This window comes from Amycolatopsis sp. NPDC114478, assembly GCF_055633805.1.
In genome coordinates this window covers 73,966-95,926 of the sequence record NZ_JBVKDO010000013.1, presented here as the reverse complement: position 1 = coordinate 95,926, position 21,961 = coordinate 73,966, and the positions used below count along the sequence as shown (strand labels likewise).

The following is a 21,961-nucleotide window of genomic DNA, read 5'->3' as shown; positions in this document are numbered from 1 at the left end:
CGGAAGTCCCTTCTTCGGTGTTCTTTCCGCCGGTCGTGCGACACCCGCCGGTACCCGCTGGTAACTTCGCGTGTCATGAACCGTCCGCTGCCGTTCGACCCGATCGCCCGCGCGGCACAGCTCTGGGAAGCCCGGATCGGGCCGTCCGGCACCATGGCCGCGGTCACCGGCGTGATGCGCGTCCAGCAGATCATCCAGTCCGCGGTGGACGGCGCGCTCAAGCCGCACGGCCTGACCTTCGCCCGGTACGAAGCACTGGTGCTGCTCACCTTCGCCCGCAGCGCCAGCCTGCCGATGCGGGTGATGGGCGAGCGGCTCCAGCTGCACCCCACCAGTGTCACCAACATAGTCGACCGGCTGGAGCGCGACGGGCTCGTCAAGCGCGTCCCGCACCCGACGGACCGGCGCACGACGCTCGTCGAGATCACCGACGAAGGCCGCAAGCGCCGCGAGACGGCGACGGCGGCGGTGACGGAGATCGACTTCGGCCTCAACGGGCTGACCGACCGGCAGACCGAGCAGCTCACCGACCTGCTGACGAAGGTCCGCCGCGCCGCCGGGGACTTCACCGAATAGCCGGACAAGCAGAAAGGCCCGCACCGGAGTGCGGGCCTTTCTCACATGCCGGGATCAGGCGGCGACGGGCTCCTCGACCTGGAACAGGCCGACACCACCGTGGGACAGCCGCTGCGGGCCGTCGAGCTTGCCGTTGCGCAGCGCCCACTTCTCGAACAGCCACGTGAACAGCGGCGGGATGCTCGCGAGCAGGGCGAGGACCAGCGTCTTCGGGCGCCAGCCGAGCGGCTTCGCCACGGACAGGGAGACGACCACGTAGAGGACGAAGATCACGCCGTGCACCATGCCGATGACGGGCACGCCGCCCTCACCGGAGGAGTGGACGACGTACTTGAGGAACATCCCGACAAGCAGCGCCGCCCAGGAAAGGGCTTCGGCGACTGCGGCCACGCGGAAAACTAGAGCGGCCTTGCTGGACACTTCTTCCTCCTGTGGGGTCTCACCACGTTGGTACTGACACAACAAAACGCCCGGTGCACCGTCCAAGGCGAACTTGCCTGCCTTGTACGTCAACGGCGCTGTCGGACGTGTTGGTACCAGTGTGAGGCGTGACGGCCCTCACGGGAACACCGGGGCCCGTGACCCTGCTCACGGCCGTGGTCCATTGTGGTCTGGACCACGACCGTGAGCGTCCTTTGTCTACTCCGCGCAGGGCGAAACCGGGGCGGACGCGGGTGACGTCCCCCACGTCGCCGCGGCGGCGTCGGCGGTCAGGCGGAAGTCGAGCGTCGTGCCGCGCTTCAACTGGTCCACGTTGACGTACACGCGGTCACTGGCGCGCGAGTCCACCCTGAGGCCCGAGACGTACTGCAGCTTCGAGCCGTCCGCACCGGGCGCCTTGACCGTGATGTCACGCCCGTTCTCCAGGTGCAGCACCGACTTCTCGAACCGCGGCGCGTTCAGCACGAAGTTCCCAGTCCCTGGGACGGCGGGGTAGAGCCCGAGCGCGCTGAAGACGTACCAGGCCGACATGGTGCCGAGGTCGTCGTTCCCGGTCACGCCGTTGGGCGCGTTGGTGAACAGCGTGTGCGCCGCCCGCACCACCGTCGACGTCTTCGCCGGCTGCCCGGTGAGCGCGTACATCCACGGCGAGTGCAGGTCGGGCTCGTTGTTCGGGTTGTAGCGGAACTGGTCGTAGTAGTCGTACGGGCCGACCACCCAGTTCTCGCGGACCGCCGTCGCCGGGTTCTTCACCAGCTCGTCGTAGGCGAAGAAGTCGTCGAGGCGCTTGCCGGTGGCCGCCGGACCGCCCATCCGCTGCTCCAGGCCGGGCACGTCCTGCTGGACGAGCCACTGGTACTGCCAGGCCGTGCCCTCGTGGAAGCCGTCCTGGCTCTGCGGGCTGTACGGCTTGTCGCCGGGGCTGAACCAGGCGCCGCCGAGGACCTTCGGCCGGAAGAAGCCGGTGAAGCCGCGGTCGGTCTGCGTTTCGTCCCACAGCGTCCGGTAGGTCCGGCCCTTCGCCTTCAGCGCGGCCGCGTCGTCCTTCTTGCCGAGCGCGGCGGCCATGACCGACAGCGAACAGTCACCGAGCGCGTACTCCAGGGTGGCCGAAGCGCCGTGGTTCGGGTCGGTGTCCTGCCCCTTCTTCGGGAAGTCCGGGTCGTACTGGACGAAGCCGTCCTGCTGGTAGCTCGCGTTGCCCGAGCGGCCCTGGAACGGCGACGACGCCGGCGGGATCTGCGTCGAGTTCTGCAGGAGGGCCTGGTAGGCGTGCGCCTCCTCGCCCGACAGCGCGCCGAACCGCCAGAGGTCCACCAGGAACGGCGTGACCGGGTCACCGGTCATCGTGTTCGTCTCCTGGCTCGCGTACGCCCACCGCGGCAGCCAGCCGCCCTGATCGTGGATGGCGAGGATGCTCTTGGCGATGTCCTTCGCGCGGCTGGGCCGCAGCAGCGCCAGGAGCTGGTTCTGGGAGCGGTAGGTGTCCCACAGCGAGAAGAAGTCGTAGTACGTCCAGCCGACCGCGCGGTGGATCTTCTTGTCGAAGCCGTAGTAGCGGCCGTCGGCGTCGTTCGCCGTCAGCGGCTGCAGCAGCGCGTGGTAGAGCGAGGTGTAGAACACCGTGCGGTCGTCCGTCGTGCCGCCCTTGATGTCCACAGTGGACAGCTCATGGCGCCAGGTGCGCTGCACCGCGTCCTTGGCCGCGTCGAACGACCGGATCTTCTCCGACGCCAGGTTGACCCGCGCGCCCTGCGCGTCCACCTGGGAGATCGCGGTGGTCGCGGTGACCTGGCTCTGCCCGCCGAACGTCAGCCACGCGCCACGCAGACCGGCGGCGCCGCTCGACTCGCGTGCCCCGGGGGTGCCGCCGGTCGGCGACCACGTCCCGAACGCCTTGAACGGCTTGTCGAACTTCGTCGTGAAGTACGTCGTGTAGGCCTTGCCGCCGCAGAACGCCTGCGACTCCACAGTTCCTTCGACGGTCCGGTCGTCGACGACCCGGATGCTGCTGCCGGTGACCGGTTCCTTGTCGTTGGCCTGCCCGACGTTGACGAAGACGTTCGCCTCACCGGGTTTCGCGAAGGTGTACCGCTCGACGCCGGCGCGGGTCGCCGCGGTCGTCTCGACGTCGACGCCGCCGTAGCCGATCAGGTGGACCTTGTAGTAGCCGGGCTTGCCGACCTCGCCGTCGTGGGTGAACGGCGCCGCGTACTGCTTCTGGTCGAATGTTTCCGGCGCGCTCGTGTCGAACGCCTTGCCGGGGCCGACTTCGCCGGTCGTCGGCAGCGTCGAGACGAGGCCGCCCTGCTCCCAGCAGCCCGCGCCGGACAGGAAGAAGTGCCCGAACCCGCGGATCGCGGTGTCGGTGTAGCGGTAGCCGGCGTAGTGCGAGGTGATCGGGCTGATCTGCGTCATCCCGAACGGCGCCGAGGCGCCGGGGAAGGTGTTGCCTTCGTCCTGCGTGCCGATGAACGTGTTGACGGCGTCGAGGGAGTCCCCTCCGGACGCTTCCGCGACGACGGGACTCACCCCCGTCGCCACCACGGCGAGCGCCAGCGCGCCCGCCAGGACCTTGCTCTTCACTGAGCTTCCTCTCCATGCGAAGAAAGGCCGCCCGCGCGAGGCGGGCGGCCTTTCACCGGTGGGTCATTACGCGCCGACGCCGATCGCGAACACGTGCAACGCGCCGCCGCTCACGTTGTCCGGCAGCGTGACGCTGGCGAGGGTCTTGCCCGCGGCCAACGTGATCGGGTTGGTGCCGAACACCATCGTGCGGATCTGCTGCGGGTCGCCGCCCGAGGCGTTGCGGTAGGGCGTCGACAGGACGATCCGGTTGCCGAACGCCGGCTGAGCGCCGCCGCCACCGAGGGTCCAGTCGGAGAACCCGATGGTGGCCGTGGACGTCGTGCCGTCGGTGTAGGTCAGCGTCAGCGTGCCGGACGCGTTGCCGTTGGACGCCGAGCCGAGCAGCGCCAGCCGCCCGGAACCGCTGACGTTCACCGTCTGGCCGCCGGCGACCACGTTGTCCGGGTCGCCGGCCGGGAACGCCGGCCAGGTGAACTTGATGCCGTCACTGGTGACCGTGCCGCCCGGGGTGGCACCGGCCGCGGCGAGGGCGTCGGCCGAGTAGCTCCAGCCGCCGCCGTCGAAGTTCGCCGCGCCCGAGTTCGAATCCGGGGAGATGCCGGCGTTGTTCACCGTGGCGAGCCAGCTGTTCGGCTGCGCCACCAGCACCGTCAGGACGGCCTGCGAGGAGGCCACGCCCGGTGCGGAGAACGTCACCGGGATGCGCCGCGCGCCGTCGGCCAGGCCCGCCGGGACCGAAACCGTCAGCTCCGCGCTCGCCTTGCCCGCGGCGGGCACCGCGATGGTGCCCGTCGCCGGGGTCAGCGTGATCCCGTCGACGCTGCCCGCGCTGTAGGTCCAGGTCCGGGCGACACCCGAAAGGTCCTGGACACCCACGGACGCCTTCGACGTCGACCCCGCGGGCGTCACCGCGCGCGCCGGGTCCACAAAGGACAAGCTCGGCTTCTCCTGCTCCCGGAACGACGGCGGGGCGTCGGCCGTCGCGCTGCCCCACGAGGTCGCCGTGGCGGACCGCGTGTAGTCGAGCGTGCCACCGCTGGAGATCAGCGCCTCCGGCAGCCACGCCTTCGCCGCCGCGCCGCCGTTGACCTTCAGGCTGCCCACGTAGTCGCCGGTGCCCGGCGCGTTGATGGTGATCTTCTTGCCCGCGCCGGTGGTGAGCACGGTGTGCTCGAAGCGCGGGGTGACCAGCAGCGTCTCGGCGCGGCCCGGGATCTCCGGGTAGACGCCGAGCGCGGACCACACGTACCAGGCCGACATCTGGCCGAGGTCGTCGTTGCCGATCAGGCCCTCGGGACGCGGGTTGTACAGCTCGTTCATCGAGCGGTGCACGATCGCCTGGGTCTTGGCCGGGGCGCCCGCGTAGGAGTACACGTACGGCGCGTTGGAGTTCGGCTCGTTGCCCATGAAGGCGTACGGGAGCTGCGTGCCCGCGTTCAGCTGGGTGAAGAAGGTGTCCAGCCGGGACTGGGTCGCGGTGTTCCCGCCGAACGCCGTCACGACGCCGCCGAGGTCGTAGGGCACCATCCACTCGTACTGCGCGCCGTTGCCCTCGACCCAGCCCTGCGAGCTGGCGGGGTCGTAGGTGCCGGCGAACGAGCCGTCCGCGTTGCGCGGCTGCAAGTGCCCGGTACCCGGGTTGTAGAGGTTCTGCCAGTTCTGCGCGCGCTTCATGAACGTCGTGTACGTCGCGCCGTCGCCGAGCCGCTTCGCGAACTGGGCGATGGAGAAGTCGGCGCTGGTGTACTCGAGCGTGTCCGCGCCCGCGCCCGGCACGTACCCGAGCTTCTGGTAGTCCTCGAGACCCGGCCGCTCGGTGTAGCCCTGCGTCGGCTGGGTGGCGCCCTTGATCATGAGCAGCAACGCCTTCTGGGCGTCGAAGTCACGCGCGCCGAACGCGTACGCGCTGGAGACGATGATGTGGTACGGGTCGCCGTTCATGACGCCGGTGTAGTCGTTGGCCACCGTCCAGCGGTCCCATGAGCCACCCTGCTCGGCGTAGGCCATCATCGACCGGACGATGTCCGAGGTCTCCTTGGGGTCGATCGTCGCCAGGAGCGGGATCTCCGAGCGGTAGATGTCCCAGCCGGAGAAGTTGGTGTACATCGCGTGGCCCTTGTCGGCCGTGTGGATCCGGCCGTCGAAGCCCGGGTACTGACCGTCCGCATCGGAGAACACGTTCGGCTGGATCAGCGAGTGGTAGAGCGAGGTGTAGAACGTCGTCATGTCGGCGTCCGAGCCGCCGGTGACGGCGATCTTGCCGAGCTGCGCGTTCCACGCCTTGCGCGCGCCCGCCGCGATGGTGTCGAAGGACTTGCCGGTGTTCTCCGCCTTCAGGTTGGCCTTCGCGCCGTCGACGGACACAAAGGACAGTCCGACCTGGACGTTCACCTGGGCGCCGTTGAGGTTGGCGAAGGTGACGTACCCGCCGCTGCCGGGTCCGCTGACGGTCGTGTTCTGCTGCTTGGCCGTGGTGGTGCGCGCGATCGACGCGTCGACGCCGTTGGGCTGCGCGACCTTCGCCTTGGCGCCACCGGTTTCCGCGGCCTTGTTCGGCGTCACGGCGCCGTTCTTCCACGTGCCGATCGACGCGAACGGCGTGTCGAACTTGGCCGAGAAGTAGACGCGGTAGCTGTTGCGCGCCCCGCAGAAGCGGCCGCTCGTGGCCCAGCCGCTGATGGTGTCCTTGCCGATGGTTATCGACGCGTCGTCGGTGCCGTTGACCGAGCCGGAGGTGTTGACCAGCAGCGTCGAGGACACGCCGGCCGGGTAGGTCAGCCGCGCGGAGCCGGTGCGCTGGGTCGCGCTCAGCTCGACCTTCGCGCCGCTGTCGAGGGTGACGTCGTAGGCGCCCGCGGTCGCGTGTTCGTTGGCGTGCGAGAACTTCGACGTGTAGTGGCCTGGGTCGGTCGCCGGGGAAGTCGTCACTTCACCGACATAAGGGATGAACGGGATGTCCTCGTAGGCCGAGCAGCCCGCGCCCGAAAGGTGCGTCAGGCTGAACCCGGTCAGGGCGTTGTCGTCGTAGAAGTACCCGCCCGGCTGGGACTTCACCGTGTCCGGGCTCCACTGCACCATGCCGAACGGCGCGACCGCGCCCGGGAACGTGTTGCCGGCACCGCCCCCGGTGCCGTGGTCGGCGCCGCCGGGACGGGTGCCGACGAAGGGGTTGACCCACTTGGCGAAGTCCGTCGCCGGGGCCGCCGCGGCGGGGACAGCGGGAGCCACCGCTGCCGTCACCGCCAATGCCAGGAAGGTAAAACCGGCTCTGAAGCGCGCTCGCGCCATCGCCATCGCCTCTCACCTCATCAGCGCGACCGGAAACGGTGTCATGACAACCTTGTCGCGCAGTCGGTAGAACCGGGCCACCTTGGGCAGCGGCTCACCGGATCGTCAAGGGGTCTCGTCAAGACCTGTCCACTTCGGGACAGCATGATCAGCCGTCTGCCCTACGACGTCAGTAGCCGAATCGGCACAATTCGCGCGTGAAGCGTTGACAACCCACCAGCGGGTGGCGTTCAATCCCGGTCACTATGACAACGTTGTCTCCCCCCGGCCGGGACCGGGACGGCGCCACGCGCACCGCGAGCAGGCGAGCCACGATGAGCGACGTGGCCCGGCTGGCGGGCGTGTCGATCAAGACCGTCTCGCGCGTGGTCAACGACGAACCGGCGGTGCACCCGGACACCGCCGAGCGGGTCATGGCGGCCATCGAGCAGCTGGGGTTCCGGCGCAACCTGGGCGCGCGCAACCTGCGCCGCGGGTCGACGACCGGCACCATCGGGCTGATCGTCGAGGACGTCGGCAACCCCTTCTACTCCGAGCTGAACCGCGCGGTCGAGCGTATCGCGACGTCGTTCGGGCGCCAGGTGCTCACCGGCTCGTCGGAGGAGAACTCCGACCGCGAGCGCGAGCTCGTCCTCGAGTTCTGCGCGCGGCGGGTGGACGGCATCCTCGTCGTCCCGGCCGGCCTGCAGCACGGCTACCTCGTGCCGGAGATGCGCGCGGGCACGCCGGTGGTGTTCATCGACCGGCCGGCCGGCGACATCGTGGCCGACACCGTGCTGGTCGACAACCTCGGCGGCACCATCGAGGCCGTCACGCACCTGGCGAAGCACGGCCACCGGCGGATCGCGTTCCTGGGCGACAGCCCGGACATCTTCACCGCGGCCGAGCGCCTGCGCGGGTTCCGCGAAGGCTGCGTCCGCAACGGCATCTCCTACGACGAGTCGCTGGTCTCCATGCGGACGCCGACGCAGGAGGGCATCGGCGACGCCGTGAAGCGGCTGCTGCACGGACCGGACGCGGCCACCGCCGTGATCGCGGGCAACAACCGGGTCGCCGTGCACCTGCTGCGCGCGCTGGCCCACGCCGAGTACCGCCCGGCGATGGTCGGCTTCGACGACTTCGAGCTGGCGGACCTGCTCGACCCGCCGGTCACCGTCGTCGCGCACGACGTGAGCGCCCTCGGCCACGCCGCGGCCGAGCTGCTCTTCGCGCGTGTTCAAGGAGATCAGTCCCCGCCCAGAAAGGTCGTCCTGCCCGTGCATCTCGTCGCCCGCGGTTCCGGTGAGGTCGCCCCGTGACCCTCGAACCCATCCGGCTCCCGGCCAACCAGCCGCCGCAGTTCTACCGCGGGGGCGACGCCATCGCGGCGCTGCGCGGAGCCTCGCCGGACAAGAAGTTCGGCCCGGAGGACTGGGTCGCCTCGGCGACCACCATGTTCGGCCAGGACACCAACGGCCTGACCCGGCTCCCGGACGGCGCGTGGCTGCGCGACGCCGTCATCGCGAACCCGAACGGCTGGCTCGGCGCCAAGCACGTCGAGGCGCTCGGGACGTCGACCGGGCTGCTGGTCAAGCTGCTCGACGCGGGCCAGCGGCTGCCCGTGCACTTCCACCCGGACGACGCGTTCGCCCAGCAGCACTTCGACTCGCACTTCGGCAAGACCGAGGCGTGGATCGTGGTCGGCACGTACGGCGACGACCCGCGCGTCTACCCCGGGTTCAAGGAGACGCTGTCGAAGCACACCGTGTCCGAGTGGACGCGGGAGCAGGACGTGCCGTCGATGCTGGGCGCGCTGAACAGCGTCCCGGTGACCGCGGGCGACACCGTCTACATCCCGGCGGGCCTGCCGCACGCGATCGGCGAGGGCGTGTTCGTCGTCGAACTGCAGCAGCCGACGGACTTCTCGCTGACCATCGAGTGGCGCGACTTCCTCGCGTCGCCGGAGAAGGGCCACCTCGGGATCGGCTTCGACACGGCGATCCAGGCCCTCGACACGTCGGGCTGGGACGACGAGCGCCTCGAGACCATCATCAAGCGCACCGCGGGCGAGCGCGCGTCCACTGTGGACCTGCTGGCCGGCGGATCGGAGCGGTTCTTCCGAGCCGAGCAGCTGCGCACGGACAACCTGACAACGTTGTCACTCGACCCGTCGTTCGCGGTCCTGGTCGTCCTCGACGGCGAAGGCACCCTGCGCACCGAGCACGGCGGCGAGCACGCGCTGGCGAAGGGCGACACCTACGTCGTCCCGTTCGACGCCGGCCAGACCGAGCTGTCCGGCGCGGCGACGGTGATCCGCTGCCGGCCGCCGGCACCGGAAGAGAGGCGCGGATGAGCGAAATCCTCCTGGACGCGGTCGACCTGACCAAGCACTACGGATCCGTCGAAGCCCTGCGCGGCGCGTCGTTCCAGGCGCGCGCGGGCGAGGTGACGGCGCTGATCGGCGACAACGGCGCCGGCAAGTCCACCCTGGTCAAGTGCCTCTCCGGCGCGGAGCAGCCGACGACGGGGAAGATCCTCCTCGACGGCGGGGAGGTGCGCTTCGACTCGCCGACGACGGCGCGGCGGATGGGCATCGAGACCGTGTACCAGGACCTGGCCGTCGCACCCGAGCTGGACCCGGCGGCGAACCTCTTCCTCGGCCGCGAGATCCACCGCAAGGGCATCCTCGGCAAGCTCGGCATGCTCGACAAGGCCGAGATGCGGCGGCGGGCGATCGAGGAGTTCCAGCGCCTCGGCGTGACGCTGCAGAGCACCGACGTCCCGATCGGCGCGCTGTCCGGCGGGCAGCGGCAGAGCGTCGCGGTCGCCCGTTCCGTCGTGTGGGCGTCGAAGGTCGTGTTCATGGACGAGCCGACGGCCGCGCTCGGCGTCGTGCAGCGGGAACGCGTGCTCGACGTCATCAAGAAGGTGCGCGACAAGGGCATCGCCGTCGTGCTGATCAGCCACAACATGCCCGAGGTGCTGTCGGTCGCCGACCGCGTCGAGGTGCTGCGGCTCGGCAAGCGCGTCGCCCGGTTCAGCGGGCCGGACACGAAGCTCGAGGACCTCGTCGCCGCGATGACCGGCGCCCTCGTGCAGGAGGAGGCCGCGTGAGCGCACCGGTGAAGGACATCCAGGAGTCGCCCGAAGCGGGCTTCGGCAAGCGGCCGCTGGGCAAGCGCCTGGTGGAGGCCAACACGTTCTGGATCGGCCTGGTGCTGCTGCTCCTGATCGTGATGTTCAGCGTGATCGCGCCGGACACCTTCCCGACGCTGTTCACCTTCCAAACCCTGTTCATCGAGTCCTCGGTGCTGCTGATCCTGTCGGTCGGCATGACGTTCGTGATCATCACCGCGGGCATCGACCTCTCGGTCGGCTCGGTGCTGATCCTCTCGGGCATGGCCGGCGGCAAGACGATGGAGGCGCTCTCCGGGGGCGACGCGTCGAAGGCGGGCTGGGGCGTCATCGTCGTCGGCTTGGTCGTCGCCGTGGTCACCGGCACGATCTGGGGCCTGATCAACGGCGCCCTCGTCGCGCTGGCGAAGCTCCCGCCGCTGATCGTCACGCTCGGCACCATGGGGGCCGCGCTGGCCACCGCCTACCTGTTCAACGGCGGTTCGGACCTGCGCACCGTGCCGGCCGTGCTCACCCAGACCCTCGGCTACGGCACTTCCTTCGGCGTGGTGCCGAACCTGGTGATCGTGGCGATCGTGATCACCGTGATCGGGGCCTGGCTGCTCCGGACGACGAAGTTCGGCCGCTACACCTTCGCCGTGGGCTCGAACGCCGAGGGCGCGCGACGGGTCGGCATCGGCGTCACCGCCCACCTGCTGAAGGTGTACACGCTCACCGGCTTCCTGGCCGGGCTCGCCGGGTTCCTTTCGCTGGCCTACTACAACTCGACCACCATCTCCGGGCACACCACCGACAACCTCAACGCCATCACCGCGGTCGTGATGGGCGGCACCAGCCTCTTCGGCGGCGTCGGCACGATCCTGGGCACGGTGATCGGGGTGTTCATCCCCGCCGTGCTGCGAAAGGGTTTCACCATCATCCACGTCCAGGACTTCTGGCAGCTGTTCATCGTCAGCTGGGTCCTGATCGCCGCGGTCTGGTTCGACCAGCAGCGCCGCCGTCGCCGCAACTCCCGCTGAGTCCCCCAACTACGAAGAGGTGCTTATGAAACTCACCAAGACCCTCACCGCCGTGGGTGCCGTGGTCTCCGCCGCCGCCCTGCTCACCGCCTGCGGCTCCGGCACGGTCGGGCAGACCGGGTCCGGCGACTCGGCCAAGCCGGTCGGCGGCAAGAAGCTGGCGCTGATCCCGGGTGTGCAGGCCGAGCCGTTCTACATCTCGCTGCAGTGCGGGGCGGAGGCCGAGGCGAAGAAGCTCGGCTACGAACTGACCACGCAGGCGCCGCAGAAGTTCGACGCGCCCCTGCAGACCCAGCTGGTCAACGCCCTCGGCTCGAACCCGCCGGCGGCGCTGCTCATCGCCCCCACCGACGACACCGCGATGCTGGCGCCGATCCAGCAGGTGAAGGCCCGCGGCTCGAAGATCGTCGAGGTCGACACCGCGCTCAAGGACACCAGCGTGGCCGCGTCGTCGATCTCGTCGGACAACGCCGCCGGCGGCAAGCTCGCCGCCCAGACGATGGCGAAGCTCGCGAACGGCAAGAGCGGCTCGGTGCTGGTCCTCGACACGATCGCGGGCACGTCGACGACCGCCGCGCGCGCGAAGGGCTTCGAGGACGAGCTCAAGAACACCCCGAACCTGAAGTCGATCGGCGTCCAGTTCACCCAGAACGAGCCGGAGCAGGCCGCGGCCAAGGTGACGGCGGCCCTGTCGTCGACGCCGGACCTCATCGGCGTCTTCGCGACCAACCTGAACACCGGCGAGGGCGCGGCGACCGGCCTGCGCAACGCAGGCAAGGTCGGCGCGGTCAACCTGATCGGCTTCGACGCCAGCCCGTCGGAGGTCGAGGGCCTGAAGAACGGCCAGTACCAGGCGCTCATCGCCCAGGACCCGGCCTCGATCGGCACCCAGGGCGTCCAGCAGGCCGTCGCGGCCGTCGAGGGCAAGCCAGTGACGCGGAACCTCACCGCGCAGCTGCACTCGATCACCAAGGCGGACATGGACGCCAACTCGCAGTACTTCTACAAGCAGTCCTGCTGACCCGTCCGTCAGATCCCTGCGGGTGGTGTGCGCACCGCCCGCAGGGGTTCTGACCAGGTGTTTCACCGCCGGTGATCGGTCACCACCGGTCACCGCGGCGGGGCCACCGCTCACCGCACGAACCGTTCCCCCGCGCGGGTGTCCCCCGTCACACTCATCTGCACATGCATTTACACATGCATGATCGCAGGGAGGGTGCGATGAACTACGAGCGGCCGGCCATACACCGGACGATCTTCGCCGTGGACGTCGAGGGCTACGGCGACCAGCGCAGGACCACACCGGACCGCCTGGCGATGCGCGAAGGGCTCTACCGCGCGCTCGGCCGGGCGTTCGACGACGCGGGCGTCCCCTGGGCGGCCTGCCGGAGCGACGACTGCGGGGACGGCGTCTTCGTCCTCGCCCCGCCGCAGATCCCGAAGGGGCTTTTCGTCGAGTTCTTGCCCAACGCGCTCGCCGTGGCGCTGCACCGGCACAACCTGACCCACCACGCCGGCGCCCGGATCCGGCTCCGGATGGCGCTGCACGCGGGCGAAGTCGCCTACGACGAACACGGCGTGACGGCACCGGCGATCAACCACGCGTTCCGGCTCCTGGACGCGGCGCCGCTGAAGAAGGCGCTCAAGGCGTCGCCCGGCGTGCTGGGGCTGATCACGTCGGCCTGGTTCTTCGAGGAGGTCGTCCGGCACAGCGACGGTCTCGACCCGACGACGTTCCGGCCGGTGCCGGTCGCGGTGAAGGAGACCCGGACGACCGGCTGGATCGCGCTGCCCGACCGGCCGTACCCGGCGAACACGAGCCTGCTCGGCGACGTCACGGCGCTCGACGACTACCGGACCTGGCGCCGCTTCCGCCGCCACGCCCAGGTGCTGGCCGACCGGGAGGGCCCCGCGTAGCCGTAGGATCTACTGCCCTGGACACCGTCGCCGAGGGGAGGCCCGTTGACCGTGCACCTGCGCCCGGCGTCCCGCGCCGACCCGCTGCCGGTGCTCGCCGCCGCCCGTCGGATCACCGACGACCTGCGCGACGGCCTGTCGGGCACTCGCGCGCGCCGCGCCGCGCACAGCCTGCGGCGCCTGTTCGGCTTCCCCGGGCTCGGGCTCACCGACCTCTCCGGCTCGCTGCTGTGGTCGGGACGGCCCGGGCCGGACGCCGTCGTCGCGTCGGTGCTCGACGGCGTGCTCCACACCGAGGAACCCGGCTCCGCGCCCGACGTCATGGTGCTGCCGCTGCACGTCCGCGACGAACTGGCCGGAGCGCTGCTCGTCGTCGGGGACGTCCGGGACGCGGTCGCGGCCCAGGCCGCGGACCTCGTCGTGCAGGCCTTGGAACGCGGGCGGCTCGAGGCGTCGGCCGAACAGGCGGCGCAGGCCGAACTGCGGGCGCTGCGGGCCGAGATGTCCCCGCACTTCGTCTACAACGCGCTGACCGTCATCGCGTCGCTGGTGCGTTCGGACCCCGACCGCGCCCGCGACCTCATGCTCGACTTCGCCGACTACACGCGCTACAGCCTCGCTCGCCACGGCGAGTACACGGTGGTCGCCGAGGAGTTCCGCGCGATCGAGACGTACTTGGCACTGCAGCGGGCGGTGCTCGGTGAACGCCTGCGCGTCCAGGTGCGGGTCGCGCCGGAGATCCTCGCCGTCGCGGTGCCGTACCTGGTGCTGGAGCCGTTGGTGGAGAACGCGATCCGGCACGGCATCGAGCCGCGCTCGGGCACGGGCCTGGTCCAGGTGCACGGCCAGGCGGAAGGGAACGACTGCGTGATCTTCGTCGAAGACGACGGGGTCGGCATGGACCCGAAGCGCGCGGCGGACATCCTGGCCGGGCGCACCGGCGAGGACGACCCCGCGGGTCTGGGACTGGCCAATGTGGACAGACGGCTGCGGGACGTCTACGGCGCCTGGTACGGCCTGACCGTCGAGACCGAGGTCGGCGCCGGGACGCGCGTGGTCGTGCGGGTGCCGCGGTTCCAGCCGGGGGTGCTGCCGTGACCGGTCTGCGGGTGCTCGCCGTCGACGACCTGGCGCCCGCTCTGGACGAGTTGTGCACCATGCTGCGCGAAGCGCCCGAAGTCGGCGAAGTCGTCGGCGCGAGTGACGCGCTGAAGGCGTTGAAGCTGCTTCAGGCGGACCGCTTCGACGCGGTGTTCCTCGACATCTCGATGCCGGGCCTCGACGGGCTCGAACTGGCGTCGCTGCTGGCGAAGCTGAGCGAGCCCCCGGTGATCGTGTTCGTCACCGCGCACGACGGCCACGCGGTGACGGCGTACGGCATCGGCGCGGTCGACTACCTGCTCAAACCGGTCCGCGCCGAGCGGCTGTCGGCGGCGCTGGCGAAGGTGCTGCGGATGGCGACCCCGGCGTCCCGGCCGACGCCGGACGCGATGGCGGCGCTGCCGGTGGAGTCGGGCGGCCGGACGCGGTACGTCCGCCGCGACGACGTGTTGTTCGTGGAGGCCCACGGCGACTACGTCCGGCTGCACACGCGCGGCGGCGTCCACCTGGTGCGGATGCCGATTTCGCGGCTCGAGGAGTACTGGGAGGGCACAGGGTTCAGCCGCGTGCACCGGGGCTTCCTGCTGGCGGTGGGCGCGGTGCTGGAGCTGCGCAGCGACAGCGCGGGCGGGCTGCTGGCCCACACTGAGGCGGGCGACGTCCCGGTCAGCCGCCGGCACGCCCGGGACCTGCGCGACCGGCTGCTGGAAGCGGCGCAACGCGGTCAGCTCGGGCCGGGTCCGCGATGAGCAAGATCCGCCGGGTCGCCGTCACGAGCCCGCAGACCCGTCTCGCCCACGCGCGCCGCCGTTCCCGGCACCGCTGGCGCCAGCCCCGGCTCCCCGCGAGCGACACCCAGCGCGCCACCACCCTTTACCGCGCGCAGCGCCGTCGCGGCATCCCCGCGCTGGTCCTGATGTTCGCCCTCCTGCTCGGCCTGCCGGGGGTCTTCGCGATCTTCCCGGGCCTGGACTCCGTGCGGCTGCTGGGAATCCCGGTGTCCTGGCTGATGATCGCGGTCCTCCCCTACCCGGCGATGGCCGTCCTGGCCCGCTGGCAGCTGCGTCGCGCCGAACGCCTCGAGGACGACTAGTGGGCGTCGCGCTCGCCGTCGCCCCCGTGGTCCTCGTGACGCTGTTGATCGGCGTCCGCGGGGTCGCCGCCATGCGCACGACGTCGGACTTCCTCGTCGCGTCCCGCCGGATCTCGCCGCTGGTCAACTCCGCGGCCGTCTCCGGCGAATACCTGTCCGCGGCGTCCTTCCTCGGCGTCGCCGGGCTCGTCGTCAAGGACGGAATCGGTGCCCTCTGGTACCCGGTCGGCTTCACCGCCGGCTACATCGCGATGCTCGTCCTGGTCGCCGCGCCGATGCGCCGGTCGGGCGCGCTGACCGTCCCCGACTTCGCCGAAGCCCGCCTCAACTCCCCCGCGCTGCGCCGCCTGGCCGCGGTGGTCGTGCTGGTGATCGGCACGATCTACGTCGTCCCGCAGTTCCGCACCGCGGGCCTGGTGCTCACCGCGGTCGGCGGCACGCCGTACTGGGTCGGCGTCGTGCTGGCCGGCGCCGCGGTCAGCGTCACCCTCGCGCTCGGCGGGATGCGCGCGGCGACGTACGTGCAGGCGTTCCAGTTCGTGTTGAAGCTGCTGCTGTTCCTCATCCCCGCGATCTGGCTGGTGCTGCAGGCCGGCGCGGTCAACCGGGCCGACGCCCTGCACCCGGTCGAGTTCACGCACTTCGCCCGCGAGACGCCGGTGCGGTTCGAAGTCGACGTCACCATGGAGATCCGCGAGCCGACCGCCGTGCGCGTCAACGGCGTCCCGCGGACCCTGCCGCCGGGCGAGTTCACCGCGCGCAGCCAGGACGACGTCGTGTTCGGCGAAGGCACCGCGGTCCCGGCCGTCCGCGGCGGCGCCCCGCTGGGCGGGCACGACTGGCAGCGGCCGCTGCTCGACCTCGGCGACCAGGGCTACCCGCTGCTCGGCACGTGGTCCGTGTTGATCGCGACCATGCTCGGCACGATGGGCCTGCCGCACGTGCTCATGCGCTTCCACACCAGCCCGGACGGCCGCGCCGCGCGCCGCACCGCCGCGATCACCGTGGCACTGCTGGGGATCTTCTACCTCTTCCCCGGCGTCTACGGCGTCCTCGGCCGGGTTCTCGTACCCGGCCTCTACTTGTCGGGCGCGACGGACACGGTGGTCGTCGCGCTGCCGTACCAAGTGGACAGTGGCTGGGCCGGCGGGCTCTTCACGGCACTGCTGACGGCGGGCGCGTTCGCGGCGTTCCTGGCGACGTCGCTCGGGCTGCTGCTGGTGATGTCCGGCGCGATCGCGCACGACCTCGTCCCCGGCGGGCTGCGCCGGCTGCGGATCGCGGTGTTCGGCGTCGCCGCGATCATGGTGCTGCTGGCGCTGCGCTCGGCCGAGCTCGACGCCGGGGTGCTCGTCACGTGGGGCTTCACCGTGGCCGCGTCGACGTTCTGCCCGCTGCTCGTGCTCGGCATCTGGTGGCCGCGGCTGACGGCGGCCGGCGGGATCGCCGGGGTGCTCACCGGGCTGATCGCGTCGTCCGGCTCGATCCTGTTCGCCCTCGCCGGCCCGGATCTGCACGGCTGGGTGGCGATCTTGGTGCAGCAACCGGCACCCTGGTCGGTACCGCTGGCATTCGGCGCAATGGCGTTGGTCTCGCTGCGCGGCCGGCCGCCCGCCTGGTCGACGGCGGCCATGCTCCGCCTGCACCTGGACGAACCCCGTTCGACGGAACCCCGCGACCGTTCGTCAACCGTTCGTCGTCTGGCCCGGCTGTTGAGCCGCTGAATCTTCACGCGGGACTCACACGTCCCTACGGTGTCGCAGGTCACTTTCCGCAACGTCGCAGGGAGCAGCGATGAGTACGACGGAGACCGGCGGCGGCCCCCCGGACACGTCAGAGACCATCTGGGAACGCGCGCACGAAAGCACCGAGTTCCGCGAGCTGCGCAGCCGGCTGCGCCGGTTCGTCTTCCCCATGACGGCGGTCTTCCTCCTCTGGTACCTGCTGTACGTGCTGCTCGCGGACTACGCGCACGGCTTCATGAGCACGAAGGTCTTCGGCAACATCAACGTCGGCCTGATCTTCGGCCTGCTGCAGTTCGTCTCGACGTTCGTCATCACCGGCCTCTACGTCCGGTACGCCAACCGGAAGCTCGACCCGGTCGCGGAGAAGATCCGCGAGGACATCGAGAAGGAGCAGCCGTGAACTTCGACATCGCCGCGGGGGTGGAGGGCAGCAACCCGCTCCTCAACATCATCATCTTCGCCGCCTTCGTGGTCATCACGCTGGTGATCGTGTTCCGCGCCAGCCGCAACACCAAGACGGCGTCGGACTACTACGCCGCCGGGCGCGCGTTCACCGGTCCCCAGAACGGCATCGCGATCTCGGGTGACTACCTGTCGGCGGCGTCGTTCCTCGGCATCGCGGGCGCGATCGCCATCAACGGCTACGACGGCTTCCTCTACTCCATCGGCTTCCTCGTGGCGTGGCTCGTCGCGCTGCTGCTGGTCGCGGAACTGCTGCGCAACACCGGCAAGTTCACGATGGGCGACGTGCTGGCGTTCCGCATGAAGCAGCGCCCGGTGCGGGCCGCGGCCGCGACGTCGACGCTGGCCGTGTCGTTCTTCTACTTGCTCGCCCAGATGGCCGGCGCCGGCGGTCTCGTCGCGCTGCTGCTCGGCGTCGAAGGCAGCGGTGCGCAGGCCCTCGTCATCGCGGTCGTCGGCGTGATCATGATCGCCTACGTCCTGATCGGCGGCATGAAGGGCACCACCTGGGTGCAGATCATCAAGGCCGGGCTGCTGATCGTCGGCGCGCTCGTGATCACCCTGTGGGTGCTCGGCAAGTACAACTTCAACTTCTCCAGCCTGCTGCAGGCCGCCGTCGACAAGGCGGGCAAGGCCGGGGAGACGCTGCTCGGCCCGGGCAAGCAGTACGGCGCCACCGGAACGTCCAAACTGGACTTCTTCTCCCTCGGCATCGCGCTGGTGCTGGGCACCGCCGGTCTCCCGCACGTCCTGATGCGCTTCTACACGGTGCCGACGGCCCGCGACGCGCGTCGCTCGGTGGTCTGGGCGATCGTGCTGATCGGCGTGTTCTACCTGTTCACGCTGGTGCTGGGCTACGGCGCGGGCGCGCTGGTCGGGCCGGACACGATCAAGAAGGCACCGGGCGGGGTCAACTCCGCCGCGCCCCTGCTCGCGCTCGAACTGGGCGGGCCGGTGCTGCTGGGCCTGATCTCCGCGGTCGCCTTCGCGACGATCCTCGCGGTCGTCGCCGGCCTGACGATCACGGCGTCGGCGTCCTTCGCCCACGACGTCTACGCGAACGTCGTCAAGCGCGGCAAGACGTCGCCGGACTCCGAGGTCAAGGTCGCCCGGATCACCGCGGTGGTCATCGGCGCCCTCGCCATCGGCGGCGGCATCCTGGCCAACGGGCAGAACGTCGCGTTCCTGGTGGCGCTGGCCTTCGCGGTCGCGGCGTCGGCCAACCTGCCGACGATCCTCTACTCGCTGTTCTGGAAGCGGTTCAACACCCAGGGCGCGCTGTGGTCGATCTACGGCGGCCTGGCCATCACGATCGTGCTGATCGTGTTCTCGCCGGCGGTGTCCGGCAAGAGCACGTCGATGATCAAGACCGCGGACTTCGCCTGGTTCCCGCTGAGCAACCCCGGCATCGTCTCGATCCCGGCCGCGTTCATCCTGGGCTGGCTGGGCACGGTCCTGTCCAAGGAGCACGACGAGAAGAAGTACGCCGAGATGGAGGTCCGCTCCCTGACCGGCGCGGGCGCCGAGAAGGCCGTCGCCCACTGACACCCAGAGACACCGAAGGCCGTCGTGAGTCATCCTCGCGGCGGCCTTCGGCCATTTCTCAGTACGGCAGTTTTCCTTCGGCGACACCCGCGAGGGTCGCTTCGAGCTGCTTGCGGACGTACTGCCAGAGCCCACCACCCAGTGAAATCCTCGCCACCCCCAGTTCGGCGAGGCCGCCGAGACCCGGGCTGCCCGGCCACGCCGGCGCGTTGACGGCGCCGCCGACGCCCTCCACGAACACCGCGAGCACCTCGGGCGTGCGCAGGTGGATCGGGTAGACGCAGTCCGCGCCCGCCTCGAGGTACGCCCGTGCCCGGGCGATGCCGTCGACGAGGTGGTCCTTCGGGTCGACGCCGCGGAAGGAGTCGACCCGGGCGTTGATCACCAGGCCGTCGCCCGCCGCGTCGCGCAGGGCGGCGATCCGCTCCGCCTGCTCGGCGACCGGCCGCACCCCGCCGGTGGCGTGGTCGGTGTCCTCGAAGTTGCAGCCGACGGCACCGGCGTCGGACAGCCGTCCGGCCAGCTCGGCGCCGGACAGGCCGTAGCCCGACTCGGCGTCGACGGTCACCGGCACGCTCACGGCGTTCGCGATGCGTCTCGCCGCGGCGAACATTTCGTCCGCGGGCGCCTGCTCGCCGTCGGCGAACCCGAGCGCGGCGGCCACGGCGACCGAGCTGGTCGCGACCGCCGCGAACCCGGCGGCCTCGACGAGCTTGGCCGTGTCGGCGTCCCACGCGTTCGGCAGGACCAGGGGCCTGCCGGGGACGTGCAGCGCCTTGAGCGCGGCGGCCGTCACGAGTCGCGCTTCGGGAGCGGCGTGTGGCTGGTGATGGTCATCCGGTTCCAGCTGTTGATCGCGATGACCTCCCACGCGACCGCGCGGTACTGGTCCTCGGTGAACACCCGCGCCGCCTCTTCGTAGACGTCGTCGGGGACGGTCTGGGTCGCGGACAGCTTGGTCATCGCCTCGGTGAGGGCGAGGGCGGCCTGCTCCTGCTCGGTGAAGAGGTCCGTCTCGCGCCAGCCGTCGAGCACGAACAGACGCCGCGGCGACTCGCCCAGCTCGAGAGCGTCGCGGGAGTGCATGTCGAGGCAGTACGCGCAGCCGTTGATCTGGGACGCGCGGGTCTTGACCAGTTCGAGGAGCTTCGGGTCGAGGCCGGCGTTCGCCCCGGCCTTGTTGACCTCGGCCTGCAGGTTGGCCATCGCCTGGTAGAGCTCGGGCGCCTGCCCGAGTCCGATTCGCTTCGTCATGGTGTCCACGCTAGTCCGAACTGGTCCACGGGTATGGTCCAGTGGCATGGCAGATTCGTGGTCCAGTTCCGGCCTCGACGTCCACCTCGGCTGGGAGCCGTCGACCGGCCGGAGCGGCCTCGCCGACGCGATCCGGGCGGCGATCCGCGAAGGCCGCTGGCAGCCGGACGCGACGGTCCCGTCGACCCGCGCGCTGGCGTCCGACCTGGGCATCGCGCGCGGCACGGTCACGCGGGTGTACGCCGACCTGGCCGCGGAGGGGTACCTGCGCACGGCCCAGGGCGCGCCGACCCGCGTGGCGACGGCGGGTTCGCTCCCCCAGTCCGCGCCGAGGCAGGCACCGCGCGACCCGGCGCCGCGCTGGGACCTGCGTCCGGGACGGCCGGACCTGACGGCGTTCCCGCGCCAGGCGTGGATCACCGCGACCCGGCGGGCGTTGCTGCGGACGCCGGCGTCGGCGTTCGGCTACGAGTCGGAACTGGGCGCGCCCGAGCTGCGGGACACTCTGGCGGGGTACCTCGCCAGAGCCCGCGGGGTGGTCGCGGACCCGGCGCGGATCGTGGTGTGCCACGGGTATTCGCACGCGATCGCGGTGCTGTCCCGGGCGTTGTTCTCCTTGGGTGTCGGCGAAATGGCGTTCGAGAACCCCTCGCTGGGCATGTACCGCTCGATCGCGGCGGCGCAAGGCCCACGGGTGGTCGGCGTGCCGGTCGACGAGGACGGCTTGGATGTGTCCGCTTTGGACAGTCCAGCGGTGGTCGTGACGGCGGCGCATCAGTACCCCACGGGGGTAACGCTGGCCCCGCACCGCCGAGCGGCCCTGACCCGCTCCGGCGCAATAGTGCTGGAGGACGACTACGACGGCGAGTTCCGCTTCGACCGCCAGCAGGTCGGAGCGCTGCAGGCATTGGCGCCGGAGCGGGTGGTGTACGCGGGAACGGCGAGCAAGACCCTGGCCCCGGCGCTGCGGCTGGCGTGGCTGGTGCTGCCCAGGTCGTTGGTCGAACCGGTCCGAGCCGCGATGGCCGACAGCGGTTCCCGACCGGCCCTGCTGAACCAGCTGGCGCTGGCCGAGCTGATTGATTCGGGAGCGTACGACCAGCACATCCGCCGCAGCCGGGCGGAGTACCGCTCCCGCCGCACCAGGCTTTTGGCGGCGCTGCCGGACACGGTCCGCCCCCAGGGCATAGCGGCGGGCTTGCACCTGCTGTTGATGCTGCCCCCGGAAGGGCCGTCGGAGGCAACGGCCCTGGCGGCGTGCCGCCGCCGAGCGATTGGCATCGAGGGTCTGAACGGGTATTGGATGGACGAAGAGCGCCAGGGAGGCTTGCTGGTCGGCTACGCGGCAACACCAAAGCACGCCTTCGCCGGTGCGACCCAGACGCTGGTGGAGGCGCTGTGGGAGATCACCGCCTGAACCCGCCACGCCCCGCGCGCTATACCGTCTGTCGGCCCACGACTCAACCCCGCCACCGCGCCACCCGGGCATCCGCGAGCCACCGCCGGCCGGCACCCCACTTCCGCCGCAGGCCACCGCCCGGCTGCTTGCGCTACTCCCGCCGACGGCCACGACCGGCCCGCACACACCACGCCCGCCGCAGGCCACCACCGCGCCCGCACACACCACGCCCGCCGCAGGCCACCACCGCGCCCGCACACACCACTCTCGCCGCGGGCCACCGCCCGGCCCGCTCAAAACCACTTCCACCGCAGGCCACCACCGCGCCCGCACGCATTACTCCCACCGCGAGCCGTCATCCTGACCGCACACGCCACTCCGCCACCTGCCGTCACCCGGCTGGCGTGCCCTCCCGCCG

19 protein-coding genes are annotated in these 21,961 nt (G+C 70.7%); 14 read left to right on the top strand and 5 right to left on the bottom strand.

All coding sequences use genetic code 11. The annotated features are described in order from the left end of the window. Nucleotides 1–75 precede the first annotated feature (75 nt). Complete coding sequence (locus ACZ7OH_RS31570; RefSeq protein WP_400903008.1) at nt 76–576, top strand: MarR family winged helix-turn-helix transcriptional regulator; 501 nt, start codon at nt 76–78, stop codon at nt 574–576. Nucleotides 577–630: 54 nt separating this feature from the next. On the opposite strand, the gene ACZ7OH_RS31565 is transcribed toward ACZ7OH_RS31570, so the two are convergent. From ACZ7OH_RS31565 to ACZ7OH_RS31555, 3 genes are all read right to left on the bottom strand, one after another. Next, nucleotides 631–996, bottom strand: coding sequence for a DUF3817 domain-containing protein (locus tag ACZ7OH_RS31565; protein WP_400903006.1), 366 nt, complete (start codon nt 994–996; stop codon nt 631–633). 219 nt (nt 997–1,215) lie between these two features. Further along, entirely contained in the window at nt 1,216–3,603 is a 2,388-nt protein-coding gene (locus tag ACZ7OH_RS31560; RefSeq protein WP_470284159.1) for a GH92 family glycosyl hydrolase, read from the bottom strand. A gap of 66 nt (nt 3,604–3,669) precedes the next feature. Then, nucleotides 3,670–6,894, bottom strand: a complete 3,225-nt coding sequence (locus ACZ7OH_RS31555; protein ID WP_470284338.1) for a GH92 family glycosyl hydrolase — start codon at nt 6,892–6,894, stop codon at nt 3,670–3,672. Nucleotides 6,895–7,208: 314 nt separating this feature from the next. Here ACZ7OH_RS31555 and ACZ7OH_RS31550 point away from each other — a divergent pair, with 314 nt between their 5' ends. From ACZ7OH_RS31550 to ACZ7OH_RS31495, 12 genes are all read left to right on the top strand, one after another. After that, nucleotides 7,209–8,192, top strand: coding sequence for a LacI family DNA-binding transcriptional regulator (locus ACZ7OH_RS31550; RefSeq protein ID WP_086673103.1), 984 nt, complete (start codon nt 7,209–7,211; stop codon nt 8,190–8,192). After that, a complete protein-coding gene (locus ACZ7OH_RS31545; RefSeq protein WP_470284158.1) occupies nt 8,189–9,226 on the top strand; it encodes a class I mannose-6-phosphate isomerase in 1,038 nt (345 codons plus the stop codon). The genes ACZ7OH_RS31550 and ACZ7OH_RS31545 overlap by 4 nt, the downstream gene beginning before the upstream one ends. Beyond that, the gene (locus ACZ7OH_RS31540) at nt 9,223–9,987 is read left to right on the top strand and encodes an ATP-binding cassette domain-containing protein (RefSeq protein WP_470284157.1); all 765 of its coding nucleotides are present in this window, start codon (nt 9,223–9,225) and stop codon (nt 9,985–9,987) included. Before ACZ7OH_RS31545 ends, ACZ7OH_RS31540 begins: the two co-directional genes overlap by 4 nt. After that, the gene (locus ACZ7OH_RS31535) at nt 9,984–11,027 is read left to right on the top strand and encodes an ABC transporter permease (protein WP_470284156.1); all 1,044 of its coding nucleotides are present in this window, start codon (nt 9,984–9,986) and stop codon (nt 11,025–11,027) included. Before ACZ7OH_RS31540 ends, ACZ7OH_RS31535 begins: the two co-directional genes overlap by 4 nt. 25 nt (nt 11,028–11,052) lie before the next feature. Next, entirely contained in the window at nt 11,053–12,048 is a 996-nt protein-coding gene (locus ACZ7OH_RS31530) for an ABC transporter substrate-binding protein (protein WP_470284155.1), read from the top strand. Between the two features lie 200 nt (nt 12,049–12,248). Continuing rightward, nucleotides 12,249–12,944: a hypothetical protein gene (locus tag ACZ7OH_RS31525; protein WP_470284154.1), complete on the top strand. Its 696-nt coding sequence runs from the start codon at nt 12,249–12,251 to the stop codon at nt 12,942–12,944. Between the two features lie 51 nt (nt 12,945–12,995). Further along, nucleotides 12,996–14,042: a sensor histidine kinase gene (locus tag ACZ7OH_RS31520; protein WP_470284337.1), complete on the top strand. Its 1,047-nt coding sequence runs from the start codon at nt 12,996–12,998 to the stop codon at nt 14,040–14,042. Next, on the top strand, nt 14,039–14,794 hold the full coding sequence (locus ACZ7OH_RS31515) for a LytR/AlgR family response regulator transcription factor (RefSeq protein WP_470284153.1): 756 nt from the start codon (nt 14,039–14,041) through the stop codon (nt 14,792–14,794). The genes ACZ7OH_RS31520 and ACZ7OH_RS31515 overlap by 4 nt, the downstream gene beginning before the upstream one ends. Next, nucleotides 14,791–15,138, top strand: coding sequence for a hypothetical protein (locus ACZ7OH_RS31510; protein ID WP_470284152.1), 348 nt, complete (start codon nt 14,791–14,793; stop codon nt 15,136–15,138). The genes ACZ7OH_RS31515 and ACZ7OH_RS31510 overlap by 4 nt, the downstream gene beginning before the upstream one ends. After that, nucleotides 15,138–16,862 (top strand): sodium/solute symporter, encoded by a 1,725-nt coding sequence (locus ACZ7OH_RS31505; RefSeq protein WP_470284151.1) that lies wholly within the window; start codon nt 15,138–15,140, stop codon nt 16,860–16,862. Before ACZ7OH_RS31510 ends, ACZ7OH_RS31505 begins: the two co-directional genes overlap by 1 nt. Before the next feature lie 70 nt (nt 16,863–16,932). Then, nucleotides 16,933–17,283: a DUF485 domain-containing protein gene (locus tag ACZ7OH_RS31500; RefSeq protein ID WP_470284150.1), complete on the top strand. Its 351-nt coding sequence runs from the start codon at nt 16,933–16,935 to the stop codon at nt 17,281–17,283. Beyond that, on the top strand, nt 17,280–18,890 hold the full coding sequence (locus tag ACZ7OH_RS31495; RefSeq protein ID WP_470284149.1) for a solute symporter family protein: 1,611 nt from the start codon (nt 17,280–17,282) through the stop codon (nt 18,888–18,890). The genes ACZ7OH_RS31500 and ACZ7OH_RS31495 overlap by 4 nt, the downstream gene beginning before the upstream one ends. Before the next feature lie 58 nt (nt 18,891–18,948). On the opposite strand, the gene ACZ7OH_RS31490 is transcribed toward ACZ7OH_RS31495, so the two are convergent. Both ACZ7OH_RS31490 and ACZ7OH_RS31485 read right to left on the bottom strand, forming a co-directional pair. Further along, a complete protein-coding gene (locus ACZ7OH_RS31490) occupies nt 18,949–19,686 on the bottom strand; it encodes an isocitrate lyase/PEP mutase family protein (protein WP_470284148.1) in 738 nt (245 codons plus the stop codon). Further along, nucleotides 19,683–20,144, bottom strand: a complete 462-nt coding sequence (locus ACZ7OH_RS31485) for a carboxymuconolactone decarboxylase family protein (RefSeq protein ID WP_470284147.1) — start codon at nt 20,142–20,144, stop codon at nt 19,683–19,685. The genes ACZ7OH_RS31490 and ACZ7OH_RS31485 overlap by 4 nt, the downstream gene beginning before the upstream one ends. A gap of 46 nt (nt 20,145–20,190) precedes the next feature. Between ACZ7OH_RS31485 and pdxR the strand changes: the two genes are divergently transcribed. Further along, nucleotides 20,191–21,561, top strand: coding sequence for a MocR-like pyridoxine biosynthesis transcription factor PdxR (gene pdxR, locus ACZ7OH_RS31480; protein ID WP_470284146.1), 1,371 nt, complete (start codon nt 20,191–20,193; stop codon nt 21,559–21,561). Nucleotides 21,562–21,961: the final 400 nt, after the last annotated feature.

What these genes read in the sequence shown, in the direction of transcription:
- ACZ7OH_RS31500 (WP_470284150.1), top strand. Translation starts at nt 16,933, where the DNA reads ATGAGTACGACGGAGACCGGCGGCGGCCCCCCGGACACGTCAGAGACC.
- ACZ7OH_RS31525 (WP_470284154.1), top strand. Translation starts at nt 12,249, where the DNA reads ATGAACTACGAGCGGCCGGCCATACACCGGACGATCTTCGCCGTGGAC.
- ACZ7OH_RS31540 (WP_470284157.1), top strand. Translation starts at nt 9,223, where the DNA reads ATGAGCGAAATCCTCCTGGACGCGGTCGACCTGACCAAGCACTACGGA.
- ACZ7OH_RS31570 (WP_400903008.1), top strand. Translation starts at nt 76, where the DNA reads ATGAACCGTCCGCTGCCGTTCGACCCGATCGCCCGCGCGGCACAGCTC.
- ACZ7OH_RS31555 (WP_470284338.1), bottom strand. Translation starts at nt 6,894, where the DNA reads ATGGCGCGAGCGCGCTTCAGAGCCGGTTTTACCTTCCTGGCATTGGCG.
- ACZ7OH_RS31510 (WP_470284152.1), top strand. Translation starts at nt 14,791, where the DNA reads ATGAGCAAGATCCGCCGGGTCGCCGTCACGAGCCCGCAGACCCGTCTC.
- ACZ7OH_RS31485 (WP_470284147.1), bottom strand. Translation starts at nt 20,144, where the DNA reads ATGACGAAGCGAATCGGACTCGGGCAGGCGCCCGAGCTCTACCAGGCG.
- pdxR (WP_470284146.1), top strand. Translation starts at nt 20,191, where the DNA reads ATGGCAGATTCGTGGTCCAGTTCCGGCCTCGACGTCCACCTCGGCTGG.
- ACZ7OH_RS31530 (WP_470284155.1), top strand. Translation starts at nt 11,053, where the DNA reads ATGAAACTCACCAAGACCCTCACCGCCGTGGGTGCCGTGGTCTCCGCC.
- ACZ7OH_RS31550 (WP_086673103.1), top strand. Translation starts at nt 7,209, where the DNA reads ATGAGCGACGTGGCCCGGCTGGCGGGCGTGTCGATCAAGACCGTCTCG.